This is a genomic window from Serratia sp. HRI (assembly GCF_010119335.3).
Lineage (GTDB): Bacteria > Pseudomonadota > Gammaproteobacteria > Enterobacterales > Enterobacteriaceae > Serratia > Serratia nevei.
In genome coordinates this window covers 2,969,590-2,985,797 of sequence record NZ_CP083690.1, presented here as the reverse complement: position 1 = coordinate 2,985,797, position 16,208 = coordinate 2,969,590, and the positions used below count along the sequence as shown (strand labels likewise).

15 protein-coding genes are annotated in these 16,208 nt (G+C 59.4%); 6 read left to right on the top strand and 9 right to left on the bottom strand.

Annotated features, from left to right (window positions below):
- Window positions 1-2 precede the first annotated feature (2 nt).
- Genes GF111_RS14300 through ulaA form a run of 6 tightly spaced genes read right to left on the bottom strand, consistent with a single transcriptional unit; the run spans window position 3 to window position 4,428 of the window.
- Window positions 3-689, bottom strand: a complete 687-nt coding sequence (locus GF111_RS14300; RefSeq protein ID WP_047730822.1) for an L-ribulose-5-phosphate 4-epimerase — start codon at window positions 687-689, stop codon at window positions 3-5.
- A 4-nt stretch (window positions 690-693) separates the two neighbouring features.
- Complete coding sequence (locus GF111_RS14295) at window positions 694-1,548, bottom strand: L-ribulose-5-phosphate 3-epimerase (RefSeq protein WP_047729676.1); 855 nt, start codon at window positions 1,546-1,548, stop codon at window positions 694-696.
- Between the two features lie 9 nt (window positions 1,549-1,557).
- Window positions 1,558-2,214, bottom strand: coding sequence for a 3-keto-L-gulonate-6-phosphate decarboxylase UlaD (locus GF111_RS14290; protein ID WP_047729675.1), 657 nt, complete (start codon window positions 2,212-2,214; stop codon window positions 1,558-1,560).
- A 12-nt stretch (window positions 2,215-2,226) separates the two neighbouring features.
- On the bottom strand, window positions 2,227-2,697 hold the full coding sequence (gene ulaC, locus GF111_RS14285) for a PTS ascorbate transporter subunit IIA (protein ID WP_047729674.1): 471 nt from the start codon (window positions 2,695-2,697) through the stop codon (window positions 2,227-2,229).
- 10 nt (window positions 2,698-2,707) lie between these two features.
- The gene (ulaB, locus tag GF111_RS14280) at window positions 2,708-3,016 is read right to left on the bottom strand and encodes a PTS ascorbate transporter subunit IIB (protein ID WP_047729673.1); all 309 of its coding nucleotides are present in this window, start codon (window positions 3,014-3,016) and stop codon (window positions 2,708-2,710) included.
- Window positions 3,017-3,030: 14 nt separating this feature from the next.
- Complete coding sequence (gene ulaA / locus GF111_RS14275) at window positions 3,031-4,428, bottom strand: PTS ascorbate transporter subunit IIC (RefSeq protein ID WP_047729672.1); 1,398 nt, start codon at window positions 4,426-4,428, stop codon at window positions 3,031-3,033.
- A gap of 354 nt (window positions 4,429-4,782) precedes the next feature.
- Between ulaA and ulaG the strand changes: the two genes are divergently transcribed.
- The 6 genes from ulaG to glpD all read left to right on the top strand — a co-directional run bounded on the left by ulaG (window position 4,783) and on the right by glpD (window position 10,698).
- A complete protein-coding gene (gene ulaG, locus GF111_RS14270) occupies window positions 4,783-5,847 on the top strand; it encodes an L-ascorbate 6-phosphate lactonase (protein ID WP_047729671.1) in 1,065 nt (354 codons plus the stop codon).
- A 110-nt stretch (window positions 5,848-5,957) separates the two neighbouring features.
- On the top strand, window positions 5,958-6,713 hold the full coding sequence (ulaR, locus tag GF111_RS14265; protein ID WP_047729670.1) for an HTH-type transcriptional regulator UlaR: 756 nt from the start codon (window positions 5,958-5,960) through the stop codon (window positions 6,711-6,713).
- Between the two features lie 84 nt (window positions 6,714-6,797).
- Complete coding sequence (gene glpE / locus GF111_RS14260; protein ID WP_004930790.1) at window positions 6,798-7,124, top strand: thiosulfate sulfurtransferase GlpE; 327 nt, start codon at window positions 6,798-6,800, stop codon at window positions 7,122-7,124.
- A 171-nt stretch (window positions 7,125-7,295) separates the two neighbouring features.
- Window positions 7,296-8,132, top strand: coding sequence for a rhomboid family intramembrane serine protease GlpG (glpG, locus tag GF111_RS14255; protein WP_038878206.1), 837 nt, complete (start codon window positions 7,296-7,298; stop codon window positions 8,130-8,132).
- Between the two features lie 50 nt (window positions 8,133-8,182).
- A complete protein-coding gene (locus GF111_RS14250) occupies window positions 8,183-8,941 on the top strand; it encodes a DeoR/GlpR family transcriptional regulator (RefSeq protein WP_004930797.1) in 759 nt (252 codons plus the stop codon).
- Window positions 8,942-9,189: 248 nt separating this feature from the next.
- Entirely contained in the window at window positions 9,190-10,698 is a 1,509-nt protein-coding gene (gene glpD / locus GF111_RS14245) for a glycerol-3-phosphate dehydrogenase (RefSeq protein WP_038878209.1), read from the top strand.
- 63 nt (window positions 10,699-10,761) lie between these two features.
- Here the strand turns inward: glpD and glgP are convergent, their stop codons facing one another.
- From glgP to glgC, 3 genes are all read right to left on the bottom strand, one after another.
- Window positions 10,762-13,209 carry a glycogen phosphorylase gene (glgP, locus tag GF111_RS14240; protein ID WP_038881512.1) on the bottom strand — a complete coding sequence of 816 codons (2,448 nt, stop codon included), beginning with the start codon at window positions 13,207-13,209 and terminating at the stop codon, window positions 10,762-10,764.
- Between the two features lie 141 nt (window positions 13,210-13,350).
- The gene (gene glgA / locus GF111_RS14235) at window positions 13,351-14,781 is read right to left on the bottom strand and encodes a glycogen synthase GlgA (protein WP_147190878.1); all 1,431 of its coding nucleotides are present in this window, start codon (window positions 14,779-14,781) and stop codon (window positions 13,351-13,353) included.
- A 139-nt stretch (window positions 14,782-14,920) separates the two neighbouring features.
- The gene (glgC, locus tag GF111_RS14230) at window positions 14,921-16,198 is read right to left on the bottom strand and encodes a glucose-1-phosphate adenylyltransferase (protein ID WP_004930810.1); all 1,278 of its coding nucleotides are present in this window, start codon (window positions 16,196-16,198) and stop codon (window positions 14,921-14,923) included.
- Between the last annotated feature and the right edge of the window lie 10 nt (window positions 16,199-16,208).

The window sequence follows — 16,208 nt, the reverse complement described above, 5'->3', positions numbered from 1 at the left end:
AGTCAGCGCTGGCCGTAATAGGCGCCGGCGCCATGTTTGCGGCTGAAATGCTTTTCCAGCAGATAGTCATCGATCCGCCTTAGGCCGGGGTTAATATCCCGGCTGATCCACGCCATTTTCGCCACCGCCTCCAACACCACGGCGTTATGCACCGCCTCATCCGGCGTCCTTCCCCAACTGAACGGGCCATGCTGATACGCCAGGATACCGGGAATGTGCAATGGTTCACGCCCTTTCAGGGTTTCTATAATCACCCGACCGGTGTTCAGCTCATATTCCCGCGCCACCTCTTCCGCCGTCAGCCCGCGGGTACAAGGAATATCGCCGGAAAAATAGTCGGCGTGAGTGGTGCCGAGCACCGGTATCGCTTCCCCTGCCTGCGCCCAGGAGGTGGCATGGGTGGAGTGCGTATGTACCACACCGCCGAGTTGAGGGAACGCCCGGTACAGCGCCAAATGCGTCGGCGTATCGGACGAAGGCCGCAGTTGCCCCTCAACAACCTCACCTCGCGCATTCACCACCACCATATCCTCAGCCCGCATCGTTTCATAAGGTACGCCGCTGGGTTTGATCACCACCAGCCCACTGGCCCGATCGATGCCGCTGACATTGCCCCAGGTATAGGTCACCAGCCCGTGCTCAGGCAACGCCATATTGGCTCGGTACACCTGACTTTTCAGTTGCTCCAGCATACTACCTCCTTATTTCCAACCCGGCCTCGACCATACGTTCAACCACCCAGGCACGCGCCTCCCGCACCGCCCGCAGCGGATCGTTCGCTGTCTCGCTCCACATCTCGAGCAGATAGGGGCCACGATAGCCGCTCGCAAGCAACGTTTCGAAACAGCGTACGAAATCCACTACGCCCTCGCCGAACGGTACATTCTTAAACTCCCCCGGCCGCGTATCCTTAACGTGTACCGCCACGATGTGCCCGCTTCCGGCTATGAGCTCCATCGGCACATCGTTGTCCCAGGCAGACAAGTTGCCGATATCCGGGTAAAGCTGAAACCACGGGTTATTCAGGTAGTGGGCATAGCCCAGCGCCTTGCTGATCGAGTTCATCAGCGGATAGTCCATGATTTCCATCGCCAGCATGACCTGTGCACGGCTGGCCATCTCTACCGCCTGCACCAATCCGGCGCGGAACCGGGCGCGGGTCTGCGCAGTAGACTGCGGGTAATAAACGTCATACCCGGCCAGTTGGATCACCCGGATGCCGGTATCCTGCGCCAGCCGAATAGCTTTTCGCACGATATCCAGTCCTCGGTCGCGCGTCGTGTCGTCTTCACTGCCCAACGGAAAACGCCGGTGGGCGCTGAGGCATAAAGAAGGGACGCGCACACCGCTCGCCGCAACGGCGCTAACCAACGCGAGCCGCTGTTCAGCGCTCCAGTCCAGCCGCGCCAGGCGGCCGTCGCTTTCATCGATCGACATTTCAACGAAATCGAATCCCAACTCACCCGCCAGTTGCAGGCGCGTCAGCCAATCCTCGCCCGGCGGCAACGCTTTCTCATAGATGCCCAACGGCACGGATTTGTGCAACATAACCGCTCCTCAGCCCCACCGCTGGGCGATGACACGTTTAAACTCCCGCGCCGCCGCGACCGGATCGGCGGCATCGCGAATGCTGCGCCCGGCGATAAAGACATGGATGGGAATACCTTGGAACAGAGGTAAATCCTCCAGCGCCAGTCCGCCGGTGACCGTCACCTTAAAACCCATCTCGCTCAGGCGACGAACCGCGCGGATATCGTCATCGCTCCAGGATATCCCCGCCGCCTGCACGTCACGGCTGCGGTGATACACCACCTGACCAATTCCCGCTTCACGCCACGCCTGCGCCTGTTCCCAGGTCCAGAACCCCGTCAGTTCTATCTGCACGTCACCACCGAACTCATGCGCCACCTGCAGGGCTCCCTTGGCCGTATTGATATCGGCGCAGCAGATCACCGTGATCCAATCGGCATTCGCCTCGAAGCACATTCGCGCCAAAATCTGACCCGCATCGGCGATTTTTGCGTCCGCCAACACGATGCGATCCGGATACAGCGCTTTTAAATCGCGTACGGCTCGCACGCCTTCCGCCACGCACAAAATAGTGCCGACTTCGATGATGTCGACTTCGGCCGCGATCAGGCGAGTCGTGTCGTAAGCCGCAGCCATGGACAGATTATCCAGCGCCACCTGCAACATCGGTAAATGCGTGTTCATTGTTTGTCTCCTTCAATTCGCCGCCGCCGTAGACGTTTTGTCGATCAACGCCAATACCTCGCTCGCGTGGCGACAGGCCCGCAAGCGATCGAAATTCGCCTCATCTTCAAACAGGTTCACCACTTGCATGATCCCCACCTCCTGATGCGTTTTGGCGTCCACCGCCGCCATGGTGATCAAGATGTCTATCGGATCGTTGTCCTCATCGCCGAAACACACCGGCGTCTTCAGGGTGACTAAGGCGAAGCCGGTTTTCAGCACCCCTTCCTCCGGCCGGCCGTGCGGCATCGCCAGGCCCGGCGCTAGCACGAAGTAAGGGCCGTGCCGTTCGACGCCGGCCAAAATAGCGTCGAAATAGCGTGGTTCCACCACGCCGGCGGCCACCAGCAGATCGACCCCCAGCCGCACCGCCTGGCGCCAGTCGGCAGCCTCCGCCTGCAGTTGGATAGCGTTATTCTGCGCCAACGAATCGCTCAGCTTCATGACTCGCTCCTTACTGCTTCAAATCTTGCGGAAAATGCGCGCCGATGACGTCCATCAGCTTCGGGCCGAAGTCCGCCGCCGAGAGCATATTGCGTACCCCGACCACGTATTTGTTGCCGCTGACGACGATTTCATCCGCGACATGGGTGGAAGCAATGATGATGTCAGCCCCATTCAACTCGGATTTGTATTCCCCCACCGCACAGCTGTTGACCGAATGATCCACGCCTTGCTGCGTTAAAAATTGGTCGACTTTCATTTTCATGATCATGGAACTGCCTTGTCCGCAACCGCATACCGCCAGGATTCGTACCGTCATAATCTGCACTCCTATTAACGTGACGCCGATTCAACCGATTGTTTTTCAGAATCTTCTTCCGCACGCAGGGTGCGTCCGGCGAAGAACATGTACAGCAGGGCGATAACGATCACCACGCCCATAAACCACAGGCCCAGACTCAGCCCTTGCATCAGCGGCGGCGCCAGAATCGACCAGTCCGCCATGCCCATCCAGGCGCTTAGCCCGGTCAGTTTGATGGCCCACACGCAGCCGAAGATCTCTATCATTCCCATTACCAGACAGATCTTCATCGCCGCGCGCCAGCCACCAAAGTGGTTAGCGAATACGCCGATGGTGGCGTTAGAAAAGAACATGGGAATGAAACCGGGAATAATCATGATGGAAGAGCCAAGCGCTAACAGTATGCCGACGGCGATCAGTTGGCCGATGGTGCCCCACATAAAACCCCACACCACGGCGTTGGGCGCGAAGCTATAAATGGCGGCACAGTCGATGGCCAGTACCGCGCCGGGGATCAGACGTTGGGAAATGCCGTTAAAGGCCTCGGTCAATTCGGCGACGAACATACGCACACCCTGCACGATGATGAAAATCGCCACCGCGAACATCAGCCCGGTTTGCAGGATATAGATGCTCCAGTGAATTTTACCGGCCATCGCCTGCAGAGTGTCCAAGCCGAACGAGCACAGAATGATGCCGAAAAACAGCGTCATCACGATGGCGGTGGACACGATGTTGTCATGGAAAATGTTCAGCCACCCGGGCAGCTTCAGATCTTCCACGCTGTCCTCTTTTTTACCGAGATACGGTGCGGCCTTGTATGCCAGCCACGACGCGAACTGCTGTTGGTGCCCGATCGAGAAACCGCTGTTTTCCGTTACCGCCTGCGTCGGTTTGAACATCATGTTGGAGGTGATGCCCCAGTACAGTGAAGCCAAGAGCGCGCTGCACAATACCGTCGTCCACATGCCGTAACCCAGAATGTAGAAAAATACCGCGATCAGCCCAACCTGCTGAAACATGATGTGGCCGGTGAGCATGATGGTGCGGATGCCGGTAATACGCCGCAGCAGTACGTAGAGAATGTTCAGCGCCAATGCCAGCAAGACCGCGTAGCCGACCCAGCTGTAGGCGTCCCCCATACGTTCGATGGTGGCCATCATCGAGGCATAGGTATCTGAAATCGCCCCGTTGATGCCGTATACCTCGGACAACTTCGCCACAACGGGTTTGAACGTGCCGGTCAGGATGCCGGAACCGGCTTGCAGCAACATGAAACCGATAATGGTTTTGATCGTGCCTTTGATAATGACCGCCGCGCTTTTGCGCAGCAACGTGTAACCCAACAGCGTAACCAACCCCAACAGCAGCGGTGCATTGGTCATCACCTGGTTAAAAAAGACGGTGAAGATGGTGTAAAGAGTTTCCATACGGCTCTCCCGAAAAGGTTGGCATGCAGGTAACGCCTTCACCATACCAATCACAATAAATCACAAAAAGATCATAAATGATTATTTGTGAACAACCTCGCAAGTTAAAAATCAATTCCACTAACATTCAATGAATTAGACGACTTACACTTTATTACCCATTGAATTTAATAGCAGTTAATCAAACGAAAAGGAGAGAGAACGCCGGCGCAGCGCGTAAATTCGGCGGCGTTTACGTGTATTTCGATCGTTGTCAGTGGAAAAAAACGGTGCTAGATTCGATCAAAACAAATCACATAAAATCTTTAAATGATTATTTGTGATTTTATTATCACCACCAACGAGGAAAGACCCATGAGTAAAGTCAACGACATCACCCGCGAGTCCTGGATATTGAACACCTTTCCCGAATGGGGCACCTGGCTGAACGAAGAGATAGAGCAGGAGAACGTCGCGCCCGGTACTTTCGCCATGTGGTGGCTGGGCTGCACCGGCATCTGGCTCAAGTCCGAAGAAGGCGCCAACCTGTGCGTCGATTTCTGGTGCGGCACCGGCAAGCAGAGTCACGGCAACCCGCTGATGAAAACCGGCCACCAAATGCAGCGCATGGCCGGAGTGCGGAAGTTACAGCCGAACCTGCGCACCACCCCATTCGTACTCGACCCGTTCGCCATCACTCAGCTCGACGCCGTGTTGGCCACGCACGATCACAACGATCATATCGATGTGAACGTCGCGGCGGCAGTGTTGCAGAACTGTCCAGACACCGTCCCGTTTATCGGGCCGAAAAGCTGCGTGGATATCTGGATCGGCTGGGGCGTGCCGCCGGCGCGCTGCATCACCGTCAAACCTGGCGACGTGATAAAAATCAAAGACATTGAAATTCATGCGCTGGACGCCTTCGATCGCACGGCACTCATTACATTGCCGGTGGAACAAAAAGCGGCGGGCGTTCTACCGGACGGCATGGACCTGCGGGCGGTCAACTACCTGTTCAAAACGCCGGGCGGCAACCTTTATCACAGCGGCGATTCCCACTACTCCAACTATTACGCCAAGCACGGCAACGATCATCAGATCGATGTCGCCCTCGGCTCCTACGGCGAGAACCCGCGCGGCATTACTGACAAGATGACCAGCGCAGACATCTTGCGCATGGCGGAATCGCTGAACGCCAAGGTCGTGATCCCCTTCCACCACGATATTTGGTCTAATTTCCAGGCAGATCCGCAGGAGATCCGCGTGTTGTGGGATATGAAAAAGGACCGGCTCAAGTACGGTTTCAAACCGTTTATCTGGCAGGTTGGCGGCAAGTTCATCTGGCCGCAGGACAAAGACAATCTGGAATATCACTACCCGCGCGGGTTCGATGATTGTTTCATCCAGGAACCCGACCTGCCCTTCAAGTCTTTCTTGTAATCAATCGGTGTTGCATACGGATGCGCGCTTTTGAACGGCAATGATTCAAATCGTCAAACGGCGCGCATATAATCGAAGGCAACGACGTTTTTTCTCTCCACGGAGCCCGCATGACAGAGTCCCAACGCCACAACGCTATTCTCGATCTCTTGCAGCGCAAGGGGCAAATCTCCGTGGCGGACGTGATCGCGGCGTTTGACATCTCTCCGGCCACCGCGCGCCGGGACATCAACAAGCTGAATGAAATCGGCAAATTGCGCAAAGTACGCAACGGCGCCGAAGCCACGCAAACTCCGCGCCCGGCCTGGACGCCGCTCAATATCCACCAAACCCAGCACCTCGATGAAAAAATGCGCATTGCGGCGGCCGCGGCACAGCTCTGTCAGCCGGGTGAAAGCGTGGTGATCAACTGCGGCTCCACCGCATTTCTGTTGGGCCGTGAAATTTGCGGCAAGCCGGTTCAGGTGATCACCAATTATCTGCCGCTGGCCAATTACCTGATCGATCAGGAACACGACAGCGTGGTGATCATGGGAGGCCAGTACAACAAAACCCAGTCGATTACTCTGGCGCCTCAGGAAGGCGACGCAACCCTGTACGCCGGGCACTGGATGTTCACCAGCGGTATCGGCCTTACCGCCGAGGGTTTGTATAAAACGGATATGCTGACCGCCATGGCGGAGCAAAAGATGCTCAACTACGTCGGTAAACTGGTTGTGCTGGTTGACAGCAGTAAAGTCGGCCAACGCGCCGGCATGCTATTTAGCCGCACCGAGCAAATCGCCATGGTGATCACTGGCCGGGCCGCCGATCCGGCGATCGTTGAGCAACTGCGTCAGCAAGGCGTTGAAGTGCTGCTGGTGTGACAAAACCATACCCTTGCTCTGGTCTTAAACGCCGCAGAGTTGGTTACAATAGCGGCGTCCCCCAATAATGAGGCAGTCAGCAGTATGGAACAGTTCGAAGCGATCAACGTTGAGCAGGCGTACACCCGCTGGAAAGAGGGCAGCGCCGCCCTGGTCGACATCCGCGATCCGCAAAGTTTTGAAGCCGGGCATACGCCAGGCGCCTTTCATCTCACCAACGCCACCCTGTCGGCCTTTATGCAACAAAACGACTTCGAGCGGCCGGTGATGGTGATGTGCTACCACGGCAACAGCAGCCGCAGCGCGGCGCAGTACCTGCTGCACCAGGGGTTCGACGCGGTCTACAGCATCGACGGCGGCTTCGAGGCCTGGGCCCGTCAGTATCCGCAAGACGTGGAAACCTCTGCCTGATCCCCGCCGCCCGCCGCGCATCGGCGGGCTTCCCCTTCATTTTTATGCGCGTTTTCGCGGGTTTTTCGCAGATCCGTTTGCCAGCGCTCAGGATTTCGACGTTATAATCGGCCGTCAGGGTCGCCGACGAGCAAGCCGCGGCCAAAATCATTCACTTACGACGGAAGAGCAATGGTTAGAGTAATCGCCATATCCAACCCGCGCCTGGCGCTGGCCTTTGTCGACTATATGGCGACCCAGGGCATCCGGCTTGAGCTGCGCAACAGCGGCGAGGCGGCGGAAATCTGGCTGGCCGACGACGGCCACCTCGAACAGGTGCAACACGAGCTGCAGCAGTTTCTGGTCGATCCGCTCAACCGCCGTTATCAGGCCGCCAGCTGGCAGACCGGCCATACCGACGCCGGCCTGCACTATCAGAGCGAATCCTACCTGCACACCCTGCGCAGCAAGGCCGGGCCGCTGACGCTCGGCGTGATGGTACTGTGCATCGCGGTCTACATCCTGATGCAGGCGCTGGGCGACGACACCGTGATGTACTGGCTCTCCTGGCCGCAGGACAGCAGCCAATACACGCAGCTGTGGCGCTGGGTCAGCCATGCGTTCCTGCATTTCTCCCTGCTGCATATCCTGTTTAACCTGATGTGGTGGTGGTATCTCGGCGGCCAGATGGAAAAACGCCTCGGCGCCGGCAAGCTGTTCGTGCTGGCGGTGGTGTCGGCCTTCTTCAGCGGCTGGGCGCAATCGCTGTTCAGCGGCGCGCTGTTCGGCGGGCTGTCGGGCGTGGTCTATGCGCTGATGGGCTATGTGTGGCTGACGGGTGAACGGGCGCCGGAGCGCGGCCTGATGCTGCCGCGCGGGCTGATGGTGTTCTCGGTGCTGTGGTTGGTGGCCGGATATTTCGATATTTTAGGAATGTCGATCGCCAACGCGGCACACGTAGCCGGTTTAGTGTTAGGGTTATTGATGGCATTTTGGGATACGCGTCATCGCGCACACAACGAACAATAACAGCCGGGAGCTGTGCCCAGCGGGCATAGCGGGCGTTTTAGGGGATTATCGTGAAGCAAACACAGCGTCATGACGCAATTATCGAGCTGGTGCGCCTGCAGGGTTACGTCAGCACGGAAGAGCTGGTGGAACATTTTGACGTCAGCCCGCAAACGATTCGCCGCGATTTGAATGACCTGGCCGACCAGAACAAGATCCAGCGTCACCACGGCGGCGCGGCGCTGCCTTCCAGCTCGGTCAACGCTGCTTATAACGATCGCAAGGTGATGTGGTCGGAAGAGAAAGCCCGCATCGCGCAGCGCGTCGCCAGCCAGATCCCGGACGGCGCCACGCTGTTCATCGATATCGGCACCACGCCGGAAGCGGTGGCCCATGCGCTGATGAACCACAAGAACCTGCGCGTGGTCACCAACAACCTCAACGTCGCCACCCTGCTGACCGCCAAGGAAGACTTCCGTCTGATCCTGGCCGGCGGCGAAGTGCGCACCCGCGACGGCGGCATCATGGGCGAAGCCACCCTGGACTTCATCTCTCAATTCCGCCTCGATTACGGCATTCTCGGCATCAGCGGCATCGATATGGACGGCTCGCTGCTCGAATTCGACTATCACGAAGTGCGCACCAAACGCGCGATTATCGAAAATTCCCGCTGCGTGATGCTGGTCACCGACCACTCCAAATTCGGCCGCAACGCCATGGTCAACCTGGGCAACATGAATCTGATCGACTACCTGTTTACCGACCAGTTACCGCCGCCGAGCGTGATGAAAATCATCGAGCAGTACGACGTGCAGCTGGAGCTGTGCTGATCCGCTGTTAACCTGCGGGGCGCGCCGCCGCCCCGTTTCCTACCCCCCCGCCCCTCTTCATCGACAGCCGTTTGCGCGCTCGCGCCATATCCATATCATTTATGTGACTATCATCACCAAACTGTTACCTCTATCACGCCTAAATGTTTTTGTTTGGTTAAGTCTTGGCTTGCTTGTTGGTTTTTGATTACAATCATGAGCGAAAACGAACACGAAAGAGCTATTTCGAACATCTGGAGGAAGATGACGTGGAAACCAAAGACTTGATCGTTATCGGTGGCGGCATCAACGGTGCCGGCATCGCGGCGGATGCTGCCGGGCGCGGGCTGTCGGTACTGCTACTGGAAGCGCAAGACTTGGCCTGTGCTACGTCTTCCGCCAGTTCCAAACTGATCCACGGTGGCCTGCGCTACCTGGAACACTACGAATTCCGTCTGGTGAGCGAAGCGCTGGCCGAGCGTGAAGTGCTGCTGAAGCTGGCGCCGCACATCGCGTTCCCGATGCGTTTCCGCCTGCCGCACCAGCCGCACCTGCGTCCGGCCTGGATGATCCGTATCGGCCTGTTCCTGTACGATCACCTGGGCAAACGCACCAGCCTGCCGGGCAGCAAGGGCTTGCGCTTTGGACCAGAATCGGTGCTGAAGCCTGAACTGAAGCGCGGTTTCGAATATTCCGACTGCTGGGTCGACGATGCTCGCCTGGTGGTGCTGAACGCGCAGGAAGTCGAAAAACGCGGCGGCGAAGTGCGCACCCGCACCAAAGTGACCCGCGCATGGCGTGAAAACGGCCTGTGGATGGTGGAAGCGGTCGATATCGACAGCGGCAAAACCTTCACCTGGCGCGCCAAAGGCCTGGTGAACGCCACCGGCCCGTGGGTGAAAAACTTCTTCGACGACGGCCTGAAGCTGAAATCGCCTTACGGCATCCGCCTGATCAAAGGCAGCCACATCGTGGTGCCGCGCGTGCACGATCAGCCGCAGTCTTACATTCTGCAGAACGAAGACCACCGCATCGTGTTCGTGATCCCGTGGAATGACGAGTTCTCCATCATCGGCACCACCGACGTGGAGTACAAAGGCGATCCGAAGGACGTGAAGATCGACGAGAACGAAATCGCTTATCTGCTGAAAGTGTACAACGATCACTTCAAGAAGCAGCTGGGCCGAGACGACATCGTCTGGACATACTCCGGCGTGCGTCCGCTGTGCGACGACGAATCCGATTCGCCGCAGGCGATCACCCGCGATTACACGCTGGACGTGCACGACGAGCAAGGCAAGGCACCGCTGCTGTCGGTCTTCGGCGGCAAGCTGACCACCTACCGCAAGCTGGCCGAGCACGCGATGGAAAAACTGGCCCACTACTACCCAGGCTGCGGCCCGGCGTGGACCAAAAACGCCACGCTGCCAGGCGGTGACATCGGCGGCGATCGCGACGGCTACGCAGCCAAACTGCGCCGTGCGCACGGCTGGCTGCCGGAAGCCCTGGCGCGCCGCTATGCCCGCACCTACGGCAGCCAGAGCGAGCTGATCCTGGCCGGTGCCAACGGCCTCGGCGATCTGGGCGAAGATTTCGGCCACGGTCTGTATGAAGCCGAACTGCGCTACCTGACCGACAAAGAGTGGGTCGTAGAGCTGGACGACGCCATCTGGCGCCGCACCAAGCTGGGCATGTGGCTGGACGAAGCGCAGCAGGCGCGGGTGAAAGCCTGGCTGGCGGAACACGCGAAAACGAAAGCGCTGTCTCTGGCTTCCTGAGCCGCAGCGTAACGAAAAAAGGGCCGGTTATCCGGCCCTTTTCTTTGCGCTTTCTCTTCCGTCTTACAGCTTCACCGGCTGAATGTGCCAGATTTCGTCCGCGTATTCCTGAATGGTGCGATCGGAGGAGAAGTAGCCCATGTTGGCAATATTCAGCACCGCGCGCCGCGTCCACTCGTCCTGATTGAGATACACCTCGTCCACCTTGTCCTGCGTATCCACGTAGCTGCGGTAATCTGCCAGCAGCTGGTAGTGATCCCCCAGGTTCACCAACGAGTCGAACAGGTTGCTGTAGCGCTTCGGTTCGTCCGGGCTGAAGACGCCGGTGGCGATCTGCGTCAGCGCCTGGTGCAGCTCGGGATCCTGCTCGTAGTATTGATGCGGGTTGTAACCGTTGCGGCGCAGTTCCTCCACCTGTTCGGCGGTATTGCCGAAGATAAAGATGTTCTCCTCCCCCACGTGCTCGCGCATCTCGACGTTGGCGCCGTCCAGCGTACCGATGGTCAGCGCGCCGTTCAGCGCAAACTTCATGTTGCTGGTGCCTGAGGCTTCGGTGCCCGCCAGCGAGATCTGTTCCGACAGATCCGCCGCCGGGATAATGATCTGCGCCAGGCTGACGCCGTAGTTCGGAATGAACACCACCTTCAGCTGGGTATGCACGCGCGGATCGTTGTTGATCACTTTGGCCACGTCGTTGATCAAGCGGATGATCTGCTTGGCGGCATAGTAGGCCGAGGCCGCCTTGCCGGCGAAGATCACCACCCGCGGCACGCGCTCGATCTCCGGATCGTCCAGCAGGCGGTTATACAGCGTGATGACGTGCAACACGTTGAGCAGCTGCCGTTTGTACTCGTGGATGCGCTTGATCTGCACGTCGAACAGCGCATCCGGGTTGACCACCACGTTGAGCGTTTTGGCGATGTACAGCGCCAGCCGCTCCTTGTTCTGCCGCTTGGCGCGTTGCACTGCCTGCAGGAAACTCGGGTAATCGACGTTGTCCTTGATCTCGCTCAGCTGGCTGAGATCGGTGCGCCAGGTTTGCCCAATGCAGTCGTCCAGCACCGCCGCCAGCGGCGGGTTGGCCAGCGCCAGCCAACGGCGCGGCGTCACCCCGTTGGTTTTGTTGCAGAAACGATTGGGGAACAGCCGGGCGAAGTCGGCGAACAGCGACTGCACCATCAGCTCGGAATGCAGGGCGGAAACGCCGTTGACCTTGTGGCTGGCCACCACTGCCAGCCACGCCATGCGCACCCGGCGGCCGTTGGTTTCATCGATGATCGAGACCCGCGCCAGCAGGTCGTTGTCGCCCGGCGCCACTTCCTGCACCATCTTGAGGAAGTGATCGTTGATTTCGAAAATCAGCTGCAGATGGCGCGGCAAGATGCGCCCTATCATGTCCAGCGGCCAGGTTTCCAGCGCCTCGCTCATCAGCGTGTGGTTGGTGTAGGAAAACACCTGCTCCACCACTTCCCAGGCGTCGAGCCACTTGAATTTGTGCTCGTCGATCAGCCGGTGCATCAGTTCGGGAATCGACAGCACCGGGTGAGTGTCGTTGAGGTGAATGGCGATCTTGTCCGCCAGGTTGTCGAAGGTTTTGTGCATCAGCCAATGGCGGTTGAGGATGTCCTGCACCGTGGCCGACACCAGGAAATACTCCTGCCGCAGCCGCAGCTCGCGCCCGGAGGAGGTCGAGTCGTCCGGATACAGCACGCGCGACACGTTCTCCGAGTGGTTTTTATCCTCCACTGCGGCGAAATAATCGCCCTGGTTGAATTTGCCGAGGTTGATCTCGTTACTGGCCTGCGCGCTCCACAGCCGCAGGGTGTTGGTGGCGTCGGTGTCGAAACCGGGGATCACCTGATCGTAGGCGATGGCCACGATCTCTTCGGTCTCCAGCCAGCGTGCCTTGGCGCCCTCCTGCTGCACGCGGCCGCCGAAGCGCACCTTGTAGCGGGTGTTGTGGCGCGGAAACTCCCACGGATTGCCGTACTCCAGCCAATAGTCCGGCGACTCCATCTGCTGGCCGTTGACGATGTTCTGCTTGAACATGCCGTACTCGTAGCGAATGCCGTAGCCGCGCCCCGGCAGCGCCAGCGTCGCCAGCGAATCGAGGAAGCAGGCCGCCAGGCGCCCCAGACCGCCGTTGCCGAGGCCTGGGTCGTTCTCTTCTTCCAGCAGTTCACCCAGGCTCAACCCCATTTCGTTCAGCGCGTTGTCGATGTCCTGATAGATGCCCATCGACAGCAGCGCGTTCGACAGGGTGCGGCCGATCAGGAACTCCATCGACAGGTAATACACCTGCCGTACGTCCTGCGACAGCTGGGCGCGGTTGGAGCGCAGCCAGCGTTCAACCATGCGATCGCGCACCGCGAACAGCACGGCGTTCAGCCAGTCGTGCCGGTTGGCGATGGCCGGATCCTTGCCGACGATAAACATCAGCTTATAGGCGATGGAGTGTTTCAGCGCTTCCACACTGACCGTAGGTGAGGTGTAACTAAACGGTGAAGTCATGGCTTTTTGATCCCTTTTAGGGAGCCCAGCCATTCGCCGCGGAATAGCTGGCCCCGCTGAACATGGACGCGGTACGCCGCGCCCCGACAATCAACCCAAACGGCTGCCCGCCGCGCGTCAACCCACGACGCGAAACGCGGGCTACAAACGTTGATAAAGCGACAGATACTCTTTCGCCGCCACCGGCCAGCCGAAGTCCACGCTCATGGCGTGGCGCTGAACGTGGCGCCAGTGTTTCGGCCGGCTCCACAGCACCATGGCGCGGCGGATGGCGTTGCCCAGCGCGACGGCATCGCAATCGTCGAACACGAAGCCGCTGGCGGTGCCGTCGGCCAGATTTTCCAGCGCGCAGTCCACCACCGTGTCTGCCAGCCCGCCGGTGCGGCGCACCAGCGGCAGCGTGCCGTATTTCAGGCCGTAGAGCTGCGTCAGGCCGCAGGGCTCGAAGCGGCTCGGCACCAGAATCACGTCGGCGCCGCCGATGATGCGGTGGGAGAAGGATTCGTGATAGCCGATCTGCACCCCAACCTGCTCGGGATAGTCGGCGGCGGCGGCCAGAAACGCCTGTTGCAGCACCGCGTCGCCGGCGCCCAGCAGCGCCAGCTGCCCGCCCTGCGCCAGCAGTTCAGGCAATGCCTGCAGCACCAGGTCCAGACCTTTTTGGCTGGTCAAACGGCTCACTACTGCGAACACCGGCAGCGATTCGTCCACCTTCAGCCCCATGGCCTTTTGCAGATGCAGCTTGTTTTTGACCTTGCTTTTCAGATCGTCGGCGTCGTAGCGGATACTCAGCCGCGGGTCGTGGGCCGGATCCCAAATCTTGTCGTCCACCCCGTTGAGGATGCCGCTCAGCCTGCCCTGCCGCTGCCGTTCCTGCAGCAGCCCCTCCATGCCATAGCCGAACTCCGGCCGGGTGATCTCGCGCGCATAGGTCGGGCTGACGGCGGTCACGTGGTCGGCATAAAACAGCCCGGCCTTGAGGAACGACATCTGGCCGTAGAACTCCAGGCCATAAACGTCGTAAAACGACGCCGGCAGCCACAGCTCGGTCACGTGATGGGCAGAGAACAGCCCCTGATAGGCCAGGTTGTGCACCGTGAATACCGAGCGCGCCGGGTGGCCGTTGGCGGCCAGATAGGCGCAGGTCAGGCCGGCGTGCCAGTCGTGAGCGTGCACCAGCTGCGGTCGCCAGTAGCGATCCAGCCCCTTGGCCAGCTCGCAGGCCATCCAGCCCAGCAGCGCAAAGCGGCGATGGTTATCGGGGTAGGCATACATGGATTGATCGTGGTACGGGCTACCCGGCCGGTCATACAGCCAGGGGGCATCGATGAGATAGATGCCCACGCCATGGTAGGTGCCGTAACGCAGGCCGACCCGGCCGGCGAACGAGTCGATTTCCGCCACCAGCACGGTGTCCGGAATGCCGTTGCGTACGTCAGGGAAAGCGGGCAATAGCACCCGAACATCGGCGCCTTCGGCGATTTGCGCCGCCGGCAACGCGCCAACCACGTCTGCGAGTCCGCCCGTTTTCAGCAGGGGGAACATTTCAGAACATACGTGTAAGACCTGCATTATCACTCCTGAAAGTCGGCCAAAGGCCTCTGGATAAGAAATAAATAAAGCAGGCTTGCCGCTGTTATGCGTGCCGCGTTGCGCAAGCCATCGAACCGTTCATCAGGCGGCAGGCTATCGTTCTGCCGCCCACGTTAACTCACAATTTTGACAACATTTCGCGCGTCACCAGCACGATGCCGCCTTCCGAGCGATAAAAGCGCTTGCTGTCCTCATCGGCGTTTTCCCCGATCACCATGCCCTCCGGAATGTGGCAGGCGCGGTCGATGATGCAGCGCCGCAGGCGGCAGGAACGGCCGACGTTCACGTCCGGCAACAATACGGTAGAGTCGATGGTGCAGAACGAGTTCACTCGCACGCGCGGGAACAGCACCGAATGCACCACCACCGACCCGGACACGATGCAACCGCCGGACACCAGCGAGTTCATGGTCATGCCGTGGCTGCCGGAGCGATCCTGCACGAACTTGGCCGGCGGCAGCGGCTCCATGTGGGTGCGGATCGGCCAGGCGCGGTCGTACATGTCCAGCTCCGGCGTCACCGACGCCAGATCGAGGTTGGCGCGCCAGTAGGCGTCCAGCGTGCCTACGTCGCGCCAGTACGGCGGCAGATCGGGGTTGGAAGTCACGCAGGACAAGGTAAACGGATGCGCCCACGCCGCCTGTTGCGCGGTGATTTTCGGGATCAGATCCTTGCCGAAATCGTGGCTGGAGCCGGGGGTCGACATATCCTCTTCCAATAGCTGGAACAGGTAGGCGGCATTAAAAATATAGATGCCCATGCTGGCCAGCGACATATCCGGGTTGCCCGGCATCGCCGGCGGATCGGCGGGTTTCTCCAGGAACTCGATGATGCGGTCGCTTTCATCCACCTTCATCACGCCGAATTCGCCGGCTTCGCTGCGCGGCACCGGCAGGCAGGCCACGGTGCACTGGGCCCCCTTCTCGACGTGGTCGATCAGCATGCGCGAATAATCCATCTTGTAGATATGGTCGCCCGCCAGGATCACCACGTATTCGGCCTCATAGCGGCGGATGATGTCCAGGTTCTGGTAGACCGCGTCGGCGGTGCCTTTGTACCAATGTTCGGTGCTGAGGCGCTGCTGGGCCGGCAGCAGGTCGACGAACTCGTTCATCTCTTCGTTGAGGAACGACCAGCCGCGCTGAATGTGCTGCACCAGCGTGTGCGACTGGTATTGGGTGATCACGCCGATGCGGCGGATGCCGGAGTTCAGGCAGTTCGACAGGGCGAAATCGATGATGCGGAATTTGCCGCCAAAGTGGACGGCGGGCTTGGCGCGGGTGGAGGTCAAATCTTTCAGGCGCGAGCCGCGGCCGCCGGCCAGGATCAGCGCTACGGATTTAATCGGCAGCTGGCGCGCCAACATCAGGGGGTCTTTATTTTCAAACCTAACCATAGCGGACTCC